The following is a 14,065-nucleotide window of genomic DNA, read 5'->3' as shown; positions in this document are numbered from 1 at the left end:
TGTTTTTAAAAAATATTCCCTGCCCCGTAATACCCGGCGGAAATCCGCCTGTTTTCCCTGACGGCGGGCAGTATCACCTGTTCAGCCACCCGCCCCCCATGGCGCGGACAAGGTCGATCCCGCTGACAAGGCGTCGCGTATTGACCGTAATCAGATCTTCGCGTGCCTGCAGTTCAGCCGTCTGGGCGATGACGACCTGAAGGTAATCCACTGCCCCTTCCCGATACTGGACGGTTGCCAGATGGTCGGTACGTGTGGCGGCACTCACGGCCTCATCCTGTCGTGCGGCGGCGTTCGCCAGATGGTTCAGCAGGGCCAGCTGGTCTTCTACCTCGCGGAATGCGTTCAGCGCCGCCTGCCGGTAATCCGCAGCCGCCTGCGCATATTCCGCATGGGTTACGGCCAGGTTGGCGAACCGCCGGCCACCATCAAATATGGCCAGTGTCGCCAGCGCCGGACCCAGCGCCCATATACCCGTCCCGGCCGATGCAAGGGCGCTGGTCGTGGTTTCCGAACCTGCGTTCGCGCCCAGCGTGATATTGGGAAAAAATGCAGCCCTCGCGACTCCGATCCGCGCATTCGCGGCAGCCATATGCCGTTCCGCCACCGCCACATCCGGCCGGCGTTCCAGCAGTGTGGACGGGGCCGTGACGGGAATGACCGGCACGGGCGGAAGGTCGGTGGCGGACGGGATGGAAAAGGTCGAAGGCTGCGCACCGATCAGCACGGCAATGGCGTGTTCGATCAGGGCACGGTCGGCCACCTGCTGTTCAAGCCGGGACTGGGTCGTGGTCAGCTGGGTCCGGGCGCGGCCGACATCCAGTTCATTCGCTGCCCCACCGACAAAACGCTTCGTGGTCAGGTCCAGCGCCGCCTCATAGGCCGCCATGGTCTGCCGCAGCAGGTTGATGCGCGCATCCAGCCCGCGCAACTGGAAATAGTCATCTCCCAGTTCCCCTTCCAGACTGAGCCGGACCGCTGCCAGATCCGCCGCACCTGCCTGCGCATTGGCCCGCGCCGCCCTGACCAGATTACGGATGCGTCCCCATATGTCCGGCTCCCACGATACGGTGCCACCGGATGCGTAATCCCGGTATTCGTAATAATTGCCCGTGGCGGGAAACAGCGCACGTTCGCGTTGTGCGCTGGCGGTCGCGTCGATCTGGGGAAAGAATTCGGCCCGCGCGCGACGGACAAGGGCACGCGCCTGATCATACCGCGCCACGGCCGCCGCCAGTTGCGGGCTGCCGTGTTCGATCCCGTCTTCCAGACGGTTCAGATCGTCATTGCCCATGACCGTCCACCACGCGCCACGTTGCATGGCGTCCGCGGGCCGTGCCGGGGTCCATGGCCCGGTTTCCCTGAATGTGGCGGGAATATCGGGTAATGCCGGTTTCCTGTACCGCGGAGCCAGGTTGCACCCGCACAGCAGGGACATGAGGAGCATGACCCCCACACGCCAGTCAGGCGCCATGTCCGCCCTCGCGCGGTCTGACGGGGTCACCATCCCCGATATCATCCGGCGGGTTGGTAATGACCCTGTCCTGTGGTGCCACGCCCGTGACCTCAAGCTCCGTCCCGAAATCGATCAGGATCGAGACGGGCCGTATCCTGACATGGTTGCGTCCATCCACCACCGCCACGGTGGTCCCGTCCCGGCGGAACAGCAGGCTGCTGGCGGGAATGCGCACGCTGGGCGGTGCCTGTGGGCCGGAGCCGTGAAACGTGAAGGCAATCTGGGCATACGCGCCGGGTTTGAGCAGGGCTTCCGCATTGTCATAGACCAGCTGGACCAGCATGGTGCCAGACTGGGAATCAACCGCGTCCGAGGAATGGATCAGGTGGGCGTCAAACTGCCGGTTGTGATAATCCGGCACCGTAAAATGCGCATCAAAACCCTCCCGCATGCGCGCAGCATAGGCCTGCGGCACCCGCACGTACAGCCGCAGCCGGGCCACGTCCGATACGGTAAAAAGCGGCTGGCTGGCTGCCGTGCCCGCCACGATCAGCGCCCCGATATCGGTGGCGCGGCTGGTCACCACACCGGCAAAGGGGGCGATGATGCGCTTGAAGGCCGAAAGCGTTTCAAGCCGTTCGACATCGGCTGCGGCTTCATGGCGCGTTGCCTCGCTGGCCGCAAGGTTGCCCCGACGTTCGTCCGTTTCCTGCTGGGATACCGCATTCTGCGCATTCAGCCGATCCCACCGGCGCGATGTAATACGCGCAAGGTCACGCTGCGCCGTCCGGGTACCCAGCGCCGCCCGCGCCCCGGCAAGCTGCAGGTCAACATCGGGCGTATCGATTTCCGCCAGCAGCTGGCCTGCCGTCACCCTGTCCCCGATATCGACATACCATTGCCGCAGGTAGCCATTGGTGCGTGCATAAACGGGCGCGCTGTACCATGCCTGCAGGATGGCGGGCAGGACCAGCGTATCAGTGGCCTTCCCGCCGGGATGCACGACGGTGACACTGGGCACCAGCGCCGCCACGTTGCTGGCATGCAGCCGGTGGCGGGCATGGATGCGGGCGAGCGTTCCCACCACAAGGATGATGCCGAAAATGCATGCAGCCCCGATAATGATCCAGCGCAGGCGGGGCTTGTGCCCTGACTGCGGCATGACCGCAGCATCAGGCATGGGCGTGCGCCCCATCCGCCGCATGACGCGCGCGGCGATCATAGATGATGGCGAACAGCGTCGGCACGAAGAACAGCGATGCACAGGTGGCGAATATCAGCCCGCCGATCACGGCGCGGCCCAGCGGCGCGTTCTGTTCGCCCCCTTCCCCCAGTCCCAGCGCCATGGGCAGCATGCCTATGACCATGGCCAGCGCCGTCATGATGACGGGTCGCAGCCGCGTGCGCCCTGCCGCCAGCGCCGCGCGGACGGCGTCGCCATGTTCCGCCAGCTGTTCACGGCAGAAAGTGATGACAAGGATGGAATTGGCCGTCGCCACCCCCATGCACATGATCGCCCCCGTCAGTGCGGGAACGGATAGCGGCGTCTGCGTTGCAAACAGCATCCAGCATATGCCCGCCAGCGCGCCGGGCAGCGCCAGGACGACAATGCACGGGTCGGTCCAGCTCTGGAAATTGATGACGATCAGCAGGTAGATCAGCACGATCGCACCCAGCAGTCCGAACCCCATGCCCGAAAACGCCGTCGTCATGGCCTGGTACTGGCCGCGCAGCGTAACGGTGACCGTCTTGGGCCGGTCATGGTCCAGGTGGCGCAGTGCCGCCTGTACGTCACTGGCGATCGCCCCCAGATCACGGCCGTCACCACCCGCGAATACATCAATCAGGGAGCGGATGTTGTACTGGGCCTCAACCGGCGAGGTCGCATCGCGCGTAATCGTGCCAAGTGCCCCCAGCACCTGTAGCTGCGTGGCGGAAGCCCCCGTCACCGGCAGACCGATGATATCCGCCAGCGAACTGATCCGGTATTCAGGCATCTGCACCGCAATGGGGTATGTGACCATGCTGTGGGGGTCCAGCCAGTACAGGGGCGCGGTCTGCACGGTCCCGGCAATGGAGGTCGCGATGGCGTTGGTGACATCGCCTTCCGTCAGGCCAAGCTGGTTGATACGGGTGCGGTCCACGTCAAAACGCAGTTCGGGATAATGGCCGGGCTGCTGGATGCGGGCATCGACCAGCCCATCGATGCGCCGTATGGCGCGCAGTATCTTCCCGGCAAACTGCCGCGTTTCATCCGGCTCGGGGCCTGAAACCTGAATGTCGATCGGTGCGGGCGCGCCAAAATTCAGGATCTGGGTGGTGATGTCGGACGGCAGGAAGGCAAAGGTGGCTTCAGGGAACAGGCGCGGCAGTTCGGTGCGCAGCAGGCGGATGTAGCGTTCGGTGGGCCGGTGGTTTTCCTTCAGCGCCACAAGGATATCGCCATCCTGCGGCCCGATCGTGCCTGACGCGTTATAGGCGGTGTTGATGGCGCTGGTGGGCAGGCCGATATTATCCGCGATGGAATCAAGTTCAGCCGCGGGCAGCCGCTGGCGGATCTGTTTTTCAATCCGCTGGAACAGGGCCGATGTTTCTTCGATCCGCATGCCGATCGGACCACGGACATGCAGGGTCATGGTGCCCGCATCGACCTGCGGAAAGAAATTGCGGCCAAGGAACGGCAGCAGCCCGAGGCTGAGTGCCGAAAAACACACGAACCCCGTCACGAACCGGCCACGATGGTCCATAATACTTTCCAGCAATGCACCGTAACGGTCACGAAAGCTGTCAAAACGTCGTTCGAATCCCTGCTGGAAACGTGTGAAGACATTTTCCTTTTTCCGTTCTCCTTCCGCATGCGGGCGGAGCAGGAACATGGCCATGGTCGGCACCAGCGTGCGTGACAGGATGAACGACATTACCATGGCGAACATGACCGACAGCGCCATCGGCACGAACAGAAAACCCGCAACCCCGGGCAGGTAGAACATCGGCACGAACACGATGCAGATGCATATCAGCGACAGGAAGGCCGGGACGATGATCTCGGCAGAGCCGTCAATGATGGCGGCATGCACATCCTTGCCCATTTCCAGATGGCGTTCGATGTTCTCGATCGTGACCGTCGCCTCGTCCACCAGAATGCCGACCGCCAGCGCAAGGCCGCCCAGCGTCATGACATTCAGTGTTTCCCCCAGCATGGACAGCGCCGCGATCGCCCCCATGACCGATAACGGGATGGATGTCGCCACAATCAGCGTCGACCGCCATGACCCCAGGAAAAGCAGGATCATGAGACTGGTCAGCCCCGCCGCGATCGCCCCTTCGCGCATCACCCCGTCCACGGCGGCGCGGACAAAAAGCGACTGGTCATTGACAGGGCGCAGTTTAAGCTGTTTCGGCAGCCCGCGTGTCGCATCGGGGATCATCGCCTTGACCCCCTGCACGATGGCGATGGTGGAAGTCGCCCCCGATTTCAGCACCGTCATCAGCGCCGAACGCTGCCCGTCCACATGAACCACGTTCTGCTGCGGGGTTGACCCGTCGCGCACATGAGCCACATCACGCACGCGCACAACCGCGCCATTGACCGTGCGCACGGGCAGCATGTTCAGCAGGTCAACCGAAAGCGGGACATTATTGAGCCTGAAATTATACTGGTATTCGCCAATCTTGACGAAACCCGCGGGCGTGATCTGTGTCTGACTGGTCAGGGCGGTACCCACGTCCTGTGCCGAGACACCACGTGACTGCAGCTTGGCCGGGTCAAGGTCCATCTGGATCTGGCGCACCTTTCCCCCATAGGGATAGGGAATGGCGGCCCCCGGCACCGTGACCAGCCGGTTGCGGATGAAGTTGAAACCGTAATCATACAACTGCTGTTCGGTCATGCCCTCACCCGACAGGGCAAGCTGGACGATCGGCACGGTGGAGGCATTGTAGTTCAGGATCAGCGGTGGCGTGGTGCCAACGGGAAGCTGGCGCAGGATTGTCTGGGCAATGGCGGTGACCTGCGCATTGGCGATGCGGATATCGGTGCCGGGCTGGAAGAATATCTTTATGACCCCGATGCCTGTCAGCGACTGTCCTTCGATATGTTCGATATTATTGACCGTCGTGGTCAGCGTACGCTGGAATGGCAGTACGATGCGTCCGGACATGTCCTGTGGTGAAAGGTTGCTGTAGGTCCACGCCACGGCAATGACGGGAATGCCGATTTCGGGAAAGATGTCTTCTGGCGTGCGGATGGCTGACAGCACGCCCGCCATGGCAATCAGGATCGCCATCACGACAAAGGTATAGGGACGGGCAAGCGCAAGCTGGACAATCGCATTCATGCCATCTGCCTGTTTCCTGTCGGCATTGTTGGCTGGATTGACATAACGTCCGTCGTGCTGGCGGGTTTATGGGGGAGGTCAGATAAATCCGCATCCGGGCACGGTGCCCGGTGAGGCATATGGATGGCCCTGTCGATAGCGGCACGTGATGGTCATTTTCGGAGGGCGGCTATGGTCAGGGTCAGGGTGGGCGACTTTCACCAAAGACCATCTGAAACGACTACTCTTGGGGTATTGTGCACATCACAAGAAAGTTTCTGAAAGTTCGCGGGAACGCTGCCTTTTTGAAAAAAGGCAGCGCCCAGAAATTTTTATTTTCATCAATTGCCCGATATTGCAGCCGTGCGGGCATACCCATCGATCATGATGGTGTCCCCTTTTGCCAGCACCCCTACGATAAGGGCGGTCTGTCCCGTATTCCACGCCATTTCCACAAGCGCGCCGGGAATGCCCGCATTACCCGGCGGCAACAGCATGTCCATCGTGCAGGATGTCAGGCGGCCATATTCTCCAGCCGTATACGTTACGCCGTGGCGCCGACCCGCCCTGCCTGCGGGATAGAGCATGAACAGCGGGTCATCCTCATACATGACTTCCGGCGCATAATCCGGTTCGTACCAGTCCACGACGGCATCATGCCGATGGTCACGTCCCGGCTTCATCGTGATATCCGCATCGCCTGCCGTGACAACCAGCACCAGTTTTACACGACAGCGGGCACCCGCGGTATCCAATGCCTCATCCAGCGTGACTTTCAGCGGCGCACGATCGGTATCGCGGATGGTTTCATTGCCGGTCAGCACGGCAACCGCGGCGCAATCAACCAGCCGTTCACGTAAAGGCATCGCGCCAGGCATGGCTGGCAGCACGACATGCACCGCACCGATGCGCATGCATGCAAGGACGGCCACCACACTTTCCACCATCAGGGGCAGATGGATCGCGACCCTGTCACCGCGCTGCACCCCCTGATCCGTCAGGGCGTTGGCAAGGCGGCAGACGCGTTCATGCAGGTCGCGGTAGGATACGGACTGCGCACCGGTCCCCTGCCGGGATATGGCGGGCCTGTCCGCATGATCGCCCAGATGGCGATCCACGCACAGGGCAGAAATGTTCAGCACGCGCTGTCCATGTGCAGATGGCACCGGAACGCCAAGAAAAACCGCACTGCCGGTCATGCGCGGGAATACCTGCCCCATGGCGGGGGCTGACAGAACGGAAACATCGTCATACATCATGCGGGTCATGGTCGTGTTCCTTGTCATTCAATGGAAGCGCAAAGCGCCATGCAGGGTGCTGCGGTCAGTCAACGGCGACGGTGCACGTGGATACGGCCGGGATGTCGGGTGCCTGAAACGGCAGTTATTATGTTTATTCTTGCCCGACCCAGGCGTTCGTCTTTACTGCTCTTGTTTTTGTTGATCCGGACTGTGACAAATCCCGGTTGCGGACGGAAGAGGTTTTGCCGTTTAAAAGAGTGAACACACCGAAGCGGATTGCAAAGACTGCAAATATGAAAAAAGCCGCCACCAAGACCTTCACCGGATCGCGCGTCCGCCACCAGCGCAACCATGTCGGCATGACACAGAGCGCACTGGCCCAGAGGCTGGGCATATCCGCCAGCTACCTGAACCAGATCGAACATGACGCCCGCCCCCTGCCGCTGGCCCTGCTTGATACGCTGTGTGAAATTTTTTCCGTTGGCGTGGATTATTTCAGCGATACTGAAGAAACACGCGGCATACAGGCACTGCGCGAAATACTGACTGACCCGGTATTCGATACCGACGCCGTAAGGCTGGACAGCATTCAGGCCGCCATGCGCGTCGCACCTGATCTGTGCGCCCAGTTCATCCGGCTCTATCGCGCCTATCTGTTGCGACAGGAACAGGCGGCCGCCCCCCTGATCGGCTCCGGCCCGCCGCACCGTGGCGACGTGCGCGATGCACCCGACCGGGTGGAACCATACGAAGCCGTCAATGACTGGGTACAGGCCCAGCGCAACTATTTTGATGAAGTGGACCGTACGGCCGAACGACAGGCCGAACGGATGCGGCTGGATGAAGGCAACCCGGGCGAACAACTGACCCGCTACCTTCTGGACCAGCATGGCATCCGCACCGAAATCGACCTCGCTTTGGGACAGCGCGGCCTGATGTGGCATATGGACCGACGCCGTCGCACCCTGTTCCTGTCGCGCATCATCCCGTCGGAAAGCAGCACGTTCTGGATGGCACAGGCGCTCGGGCAGATTGAACACCAGGGGGTATTTGCACGTACGATCCGCCGTTCCCGCCTGCGTGAGAGCGAGGCACGGGGACTGGCGCGTGTTTATCTGACCAATTATTTCGCCGGCGCGCTGCTGCTACCCTATGAACGTTTCCGGTCGACCGCCCGTGACGTGCGCCATGACCTTGAACTGTTACAGCGCCATTTCGGGGTCAGTTTTGAACAGGCCTGCCAGCGGCTGAGCACCATGCAGCGGCCCGGAAGCGAGGGCGTTCCCTTCTACTTCCTCAAGACGGATATCGCGGGCAATATCCTCAAAAGCTTCAGCGCGAACCGTTTTACCCAATCCCGTTTTGGCGGCCCCTGCCCGCTATGGAATATTTTCCGTGCCTTCAGCACACCCCAGCAGGTGCAGGTCCAGCTATCACAGACGACCGATGGCGCGCTTTATCTCAATATCGCGCGGACCGTCGGGCGTAACAGTATATCCTACCTTGATCGCCCGCGCCTTACGGCTGTGGTTCTGGGCTGTTCGATTGCGGATGCCCGGCATCTTGTCTATTCCGCCGGGCTGGACCTGAATGACCCGCGCATGATTATTCCCATCGGGCCGGGCTGCCGTGCCTGCACGCGTGAAAACTGCCATCACCGCGCACTGCCGATGGTCGGGCACCGTGTGGATATTGATAATGAGGGGCGTGGCATTGCCCCCTATCGCACGGCATTGTAGAGGCGGTCTGAAATCATGAAAAATGTTTGGTGAAGCTTTTTTCAAAAATCTTCAGGGAACGCCGCCTTGCCGGGAAAAGGCAGACCCAAAATATGTTCTTATTTATCAAATGGATGCAGCCATACCGTATTAACCATCAGGGTATGTCCGTTTACAAAACTGGATGCATCCGACGACAGGAAAATCGCCGCACCGATCAGTTCTTCCACATTGCCGCACCGCCCTGCGGGCGTGCGCTGGCACAACCATTGGGTGAATTCCCTGACAACCGCCAGTTTTTCATTCATTTCCGTCCTGAAGTAACCTGGTGCAAGGCCATTGATCTGCAGCCCATGCCGCGCCCAATCCGTCGCCATGCCTCTGGTCAGGTTTTTGACCGCGCCCTTGGTGGCGGTATAGGGCGCGATACCGGGGCGGGGCCAGTTCGCTCTGGACCGGACAGATATTGACGATCCTGCTCCGCCCACGCGGCAGCATGTGGCGTGCGACGGCCTGACCCACAAAGAAAAACCGCGTTGAGGCTGGTGGCAGTCAGCGCATCCCGGTCTGCCCGGCTGAACTGTTCCAGCAGTGCGCGGTGCTGGATGCCCGTATTGTTGATCAGGATATCTATCGGGCCGTACTCATGTTCTATTTTTTCAATACCTGCGATGACGGCATCCTGATCGGTTACGTCAAATGGGCGGTTACGGCGTCCTGCCCTTCCTGTTCAAGCCCTGCACGCGCTGCGGCCAGCCGTTCGGGATTGTGCCCGTTCAGCACGATTTTTGTGCCATACCGGCCCGGCCCCCGCGCAAGGGTCTGCCCGATGCCACGTGACGCCCCGGTGACAGGTGCGCGCCTGCCCGCAAGCGAAAAAAGGGGATCAGCCGACATGATTGTTTCCTGCTTCTTCATGGCGTTTCGGGAGATGCAAAACACCCATCCGATCATAAGTCATGGCAGAGGATAACGGTTCGCCCACGAAGATCAGGAAAACCCTAGCCGCTTTTGCAGCCGACACGATGTAACGAACACGACATAATGCCTGCCCTTGCTGCAAAAAAGCGGAGAATGGACAATGATGGTTGTTAAAAAAACTGGATGAAAATAATAACAGCTTCACCAGAAACGTTGTTATTAATCCACAGAAGGAATCCGGAAGCAAACGCAAAACGGCTTCCTTCATACCGGAAGCCGCCTGTCATCTACCCTGCCCCACCATATTGATGGGGACAGGGAATGGGATCATCAGACTTTCTGGGTCGATGCCTTGAAGATCTGGTCGATCGACTTTGCAAGGGCTGCGTCAAATTCCGCATCCGTCATGGTGTAACGCAGGTCCTCGAGCAGCGCGCGCGAGAAACTGGCGATCATGCCATGGTTGGCGGCCAGCCGCTGGCACGCTTCATCACGCGGGTATCCACCAGACAGCGCCACAACCCGCTGCACGCGGGGGTGTTTGATCAGGTCAAGGTAAAGATCAGCCTTTTCGGGGATCGAGACCTTGATCATCACCTGATAGTCGCCTGGCAGCGCATCAAGCCCACGGTGCAGTTCGTCATGCAGCAGGGCTTCCGCCCCCGCCTTGTCCGGGCTCTTGATCAGGACTTCGGGTTCCATGATGGGCACAAGACCGCGTGCGGCGATCTGTTCGGCCAGGGTGAACTGCTGCTTCACGATCGCGGCAACGCCCTCACGTTCGGGCAGGCGAATGACTGAACGCGCCTTCGTGCCATAAACGCCCTTGCTGATCGCCTGGTCCAGCAGGGCTTCAAGGTTGGGGATGGGCTTCATCATCTGCACGCCGCCCGCTTCGGCTTCCAGCCCCTTGTCCACCTTCAGGAAGGGAACAACGCCCTTTTCCTTCCACAGATAGGTGGGGACAGGTGTATCCCTGACCAGTCCGTTCATGGTCTGCTCGAACAGGATGGCAGCGAGGATCCGCTTGCCCGTAAAGGCGGGAGCCGTGATGACCCTGACCCGCATTTCATGCATGAGGGCAAACATCTGGGCATCGGTGCTGTAGGCGCCGTCGGGTATGCCGTAATGCCGCAGCGCACCCGGTGTTGATCCCCCGCTCTGGTCCAGGGCCGCGATGAAGCCCGCGTTTTCCGACATGTTCTTACGCATCTGGTCAATAGGCATGGTTATCTGTCCTATGTTCAGTATTTATATACCACCAAGGCGATGACCGGGCATTCTGTATAATGCCCCGGGTATCCATTGATTATTAAGTTAAAATACAGGGGAATAGCCGTAAATACAAAAATTACGGAACCGGCCGGCACCTGCACCGATGCCCCCGCATGCGACAGGCGACCGGGATATGACTGACCGCCGCGCCAACAGTTTTCTCCTGCATCGTATGAAAAATCATCCCTTCTGATATGGGATCGGTTGTATCTTGCCGCAATGACATACATCAGGCCATGCGCCGGACGGCATTGGTCAACCTATTGCGAACAGGGGAATATGGCCGGGATCGGACATCGATTTCCCGCCCGCCACGACCCGGGAATACCTTACGCATAACCCGGAAACCGGGGGTAGCCATGAATCGGCACCCGTGTTTGACTGGGGTATGAATGATTTACAGCGTGAAACGGGATACGGACGGGTGGCAGCGGGCATCAGGATCCGGTTTTCCTTGCCCCTGCTGGCCTGCGCAGGCTGGCTTGCCATGCCGCTGTCGCATGCCGTGGCCGGTTGTCAGTCCCTGCATGTCCCCACGCCGCCTGCCGCCAATACCACGCACCCGCAGGCGCCGTTCTTCATAGACCTGTCCGGACTTGCATCTGATGTCGGGCCACCCCGGCGCGACCCGCATGATGCCCATTATCCCCCGGCACGTGATCTGGCCGATGGCACTGTCCCGTCACAGACCGCCAATGGCAATTTCGTGCTGGGACCAACCCATATGGCGGCACCCGAATTCGCAGCCGCCCGTACCGCGCCGCATGGACGCGTGGTCTCCTTTACCATGAATTCCAGCCAGAGCGTCCTGTTCAATTCCGGCATCGTGCGCGATGATCCCGATGGCTGCCCCAACGGCGCGATCTATACGGCCCATTCCGCCCCCGGTGACCCGTCAGACCTGCGCCTGACCACAAGCCATTCCGGCCCATGGGTACGGCAGGTGGATGTCTATGTGCCCGCGCAGTACAAACCCGGCACCAAAGCGCCATTCATTGTGTTTGGCGATGGCGGGACGGATGGTTTTTATCCCGGCCGGGACCTGTTCGCGGTGCTGGATGCGCTGATCCACAGTCATCGCCTGCCGCCCATAATCGCCATTGGCATTGGCGCGGGCGGGCAGGATGCGCAGGGCAGCGAACGGGGGCTGGAATATGACACGGTATCGGGCATCTATGCCGAATGGGTCGAACGTGAGGTGCTGCCCATGGCCCAGCAGTACGCGGGCGTCAGCCTGACCCATGATCCCGATGGTCGGGCCACGATGGGTGTCAGTTCCAGCGGGGGCGCTGCCTTTGGCATGGCATGGTTCCATCCCGATCTGTACCGGCGCGTGCTGGCCTATTCCCCGACGCTGACCAACCAGCAATGGCCGCATGACCCGGCCATGCCGGGCGGGGCGTGGCAGTACCACTCGCCATGGGCGGGCAGCCCTGCGGCGACAGGCAACCAGACGGGGGCGGCCCTGGTGCCTGATGCCGCGCACAAGCCAATCCGGTTCTGGTTTGCCGCAGGCGACCGGGATCTGTTCTATCCTGCGCCCGCCATGCCCGATGGCATGCATGACTGGGTGCTGGCCAGTGAAAACATGGCGCGCGTTCTGGCCGCGAAAGGATATGACTACCAGTTTGTCCTGTCACGCAATGCGGGGCATGTGGACGGCCCGACAATTGCGCAGACCCTGCCCGAAGCCCTGTTGTGGTTATGGCAGGACTATACCCCGCCACGGGACTGAGCGGGACAATTACGGGTGGAGCTGTTCCGTGCCATGTGGTGTTTGGAGACTGCCTGAAAAATCAGTCTGAAACCATAACAAAGTTTTTCCTGAAGCTTTTTTCAGACAGCCCCGCATTGTGCCCTTTCAGGCTTATGAACTGACTTTTACCAGCAGCTTGCCCTGATTTTTTCCTTCCAACATGCCGATAAAAGCCTGAGGGGCGTTTTCCAGACCGTCCACGACATCTTCAAAAACACGGATTCTTCCATCTTCGACAAGTGGCTGCATGTCGTGCAGGAATTCGGCATATAATTCGCTGTAGTGATCCATGATGATAAATCCCTGCACCCGCAGGCGGCGGATCAGGATCTGCCCCATGAAGGCCGGCAGGCGGTCAGATGCCTGAACAGCGTCCTTATTATCATAGAGGCCATCATTATAATGGGCGATCAGGCCACAGACGGGGACACGCGCGAATGTGTTGAGCAGCGGCAGGACGACATCAAAAACCTTACCGCCCACACTTTCAAAATAAACATCTATGCCCTTGGGGCATGCCGCCGCCAGTTGTGCCGCAAAATCAGGGGCGCGATGATCGAGGCAGGTATCAAATCCCAGTTCCTCACGCACGCGACGGCATTTTTCCGCCCCGCCGGCCACACCAACCACGGTCGCGCCATGTAATTTGGCCAATTGTCCGACCACGGCCCCCACAGGGCCGCTGGCAGCCGCGACCACCACGGTTTCGCCGGCTATGGGTGCACCGATTTTCAGCAGGCCATACCATGCGGTAAAGCCGGGCATGCCCAGAACGCCCAGCGCGCGCGACGGGTGGGACATGCCAGCAGGCAGGATCGTAAGACCGCTCCCGTCGGAAAGGGCATAATCCTGCCAGCCGTCATAGGACAGGACGATATCGCCGGGGCTGAATCCTTCCAAACCGGACTGTTCGACCCGGGCCACGGTCCCGCCCACCATTACATCACCCACGGCAACGGGTAGGGCATAGGATGGGGCAGCACTCATACGGCCACGCATGTAGGGATCCAGCGACAGCCACAGCGTCCGGAGCAGGACCTGCCCTGCACCCATTTTGGGAACCGGAACGCATTCCAGGCGGAAATTGGACGGGGTCGGTGCCCCCGATGGACGGGACGCCAGCACGATCCGGCGGTTTTGCGGTATATCGGGACTGTTCATGAAGCGGCTCCATGGTCTGGCCATCCCCATAATGCGGGCGGCAGTATTTTAAGGAGGCAATCGTGTCTAACGTGCTGTTTTAACTGTTGTTCCCATAATCTGGCATGGCGCAGGCCGCTGTTTCAATCCCTGTCACGGCAGGGCGTCTGCGCCAGGAATGTCAATATGATTTATGTTATGTTTGATAATGACATAAATCTGAAAGTTCAGAATCGCCGCCA

9 protein-coding genes and 1 pseudogene are annotated in these 14,065 nt (G+C 60.3%); 2 read left to right on the top strand and 8 right to left on the bottom strand.

Annotated features, from left to right (window positions below):
* Window positions 1-73 precede the first annotated feature (73 nt).
* The 4 genes from MSKU9_RS02675 to MSKU9_RS02660 form a co-directional block, all read right to left on the bottom strand.
* A complete protein-coding gene (locus tag MSKU9_RS02675; RefSeq protein ID WP_227002332.1) occupies window positions 74-1,507 on the bottom strand; it encodes an efflux transporter outer membrane subunit in 1,434 nt (477 codons plus the stop codon).
* Window positions 1,464-2,636 carry an efflux RND transporter periplasmic adaptor subunit gene (locus tag MSKU9_RS02670; RefSeq protein ID WP_141259798.1) on the bottom strand — a complete coding sequence of 391 codons (1,173 nt, stop codon included), beginning with the start codon at window positions 2,634-2,636 and terminating at the stop codon, window positions 1,464-1,466. The genes MSKU9_RS02675 and MSKU9_RS02670 overlap by 44 nt, the downstream gene beginning before the upstream one ends.
* Window positions 2,629-5,793, bottom strand: coding sequence for an efflux RND transporter permease subunit (locus MSKU9_RS02665; RefSeq protein WP_141259797.1), 3,165 nt, complete (start codon window positions 5,791-5,793; stop codon window positions 2,629-2,631). The genes MSKU9_RS02670 and MSKU9_RS02665 overlap by 8 nt, the downstream gene beginning before the upstream one ends.
* A gap of 320 nt (window positions 5,794-6,113) precedes the next feature.
* Window positions 6,114-7,040 (bottom strand): AMP-binding protein, encoded by a 927-nt coding sequence (locus MSKU9_RS02660; protein WP_141259796.1) that lies wholly within the window; start codon window positions 7,038-7,040, stop codon window positions 6,114-6,116.
* Window positions 7,041-7,306: 266 nt separating this feature from the next.
* Here MSKU9_RS02660 and MSKU9_RS02655 point away from each other — a divergent pair, with 266 nt between their 5' ends.
* Complete coding sequence (locus MSKU9_RS02655; RefSeq protein WP_141259795.1) at window positions 7,307-8,752, top strand: helix-turn-helix domain-containing protein; 1,446 nt, start codon at window positions 7,307-7,309, stop codon at window positions 8,750-8,752.
* A 98-nt stretch (window positions 8,753-8,850) separates the two neighbouring features.
* Here the strand turns inward: MSKU9_RS02655 and MSKU9_RS02650 are convergent.
* The 3 genes and pseudogenes from MSKU9_RS02650 to MSKU9_RS02640 all read right to left on the bottom strand — a co-directional run bounded on the left by MSKU9_RS02650 (window position 8,851) and on the right by MSKU9_RS02640 (window position 10,879).
* Window positions 8,851-9,628: pseudogene (locus tag MSKU9_RS02650) on the bottom strand (SDR family NAD(P)-dependent oxidoreductase).
* Window positions 9,618-9,920, bottom strand: coding sequence for a hypothetical protein (locus MSKU9_RS02645; RefSeq protein WP_141259794.1), 303 nt, complete (start codon window positions 9,918-9,920; stop codon window positions 9,618-9,620). The pseudogene MSKU9_RS02650 and the gene MSKU9_RS02645 overlap by 11 nt, the downstream one beginning before the upstream one ends.
* Before the next feature lie 62 nt (window positions 9,921-9,982).
* Complete coding sequence (locus MSKU9_RS02640) at window positions 9,983-10,879, bottom strand: fructose bisphosphate aldolase (protein WP_141259793.1); 897 nt, start codon at window positions 10,877-10,879, stop codon at window positions 9,983-9,985.
* Window positions 10,880-11,381: 502 nt separating this feature from the next.
* On the opposite strand from MSKU9_RS02640, the gene MSKU9_RS02635 reads away from it, so the two are divergent.
* Window positions 11,382-12,662, top strand: coding sequence for an alpha/beta hydrolase (locus MSKU9_RS02635; RefSeq protein WP_227002331.1), 1,281 nt, complete (start codon window positions 11,382-11,384; stop codon window positions 12,660-12,662).
* 132 nt (window positions 12,663-12,794) lie between these two features.
* On the opposite strand, the gene MSKU9_RS02630 is transcribed toward MSKU9_RS02635, so the two are convergent.
* Complete coding sequence (locus tag MSKU9_RS02630; RefSeq protein WP_141259792.1) at window positions 12,795-13,844, bottom strand: NADP-dependent oxidoreductase; 1,050 nt, start codon at window positions 13,842-13,844, stop codon at window positions 12,795-12,797.
* Window positions 13,845-14,065 lie beyond the last annotated feature (221 nt).

Source organism: Komagataeibacter diospyri, from assembly GCF_006538165.1.
Taxonomy (GTDB): domain Bacteria; phylum Pseudomonadota; class Alphaproteobacteria; order Acetobacterales; family Acetobacteraceae; genus Komagataeibacter; species Komagataeibacter diospyri.
This window is presented reverse-complemented; position numbering and strand designations above follow the sequence as displayed.

Coding starts and splice junctions, on each gene's coding strand:
- MSKU9_RS02665 (WP_141259797.1), bottom strand. CDS start 5,793: ATGAATGCGATTGTCCAGCTTGCGCTTGCCCGTCCCTATACCTTTGTC.
- MSKU9_RS02675 (WP_227002332.1), bottom strand. CDS start 1,507: ATGGTGACCCCGTCAGACCGCGCGAGGGCGGACATGGCGCCTGACTGG.
- MSKU9_RS02655 (WP_141259795.1), top strand. CDS start 7,307: ATGAAAAAAGCCGCCACCAAGACCTTCACCGGATCGCGCGTCCGCCAC.
- MSKU9_RS02645 (WP_141259794.1), bottom strand. CDS start 9,920: ATGAAGGAAGCCGTTTTGCGTTTGCTTCCGGATTCCTTCTGTGGATTA.
- MSKU9_RS02640 (WP_141259793.1), bottom strand. CDS start 10,879: ATGCCTATTGACCAGATGCGTAAGAACATGTCGGAAAACGCGGGCTTC.
- MSKU9_RS02630 (WP_141259792.1), bottom strand. CDS start 13,844: ATGAACAGTCCCGATATACCGCAAAACCGCCGGATCGTGCTGGCGTCC.
- MSKU9_RS02670 (WP_141259798.1), bottom strand. CDS start 2,636: ATGCCTGATGCTGCGGTCATGCCGCAGTCAGGGCACAAGCCCCGCCTG.
- MSKU9_RS02660 (WP_141259796.1), bottom strand. CDS start 7,040: ATGACCCGCATGATGTATGACGATGTTTCCGTTCTGTCAGCCCCCGCC.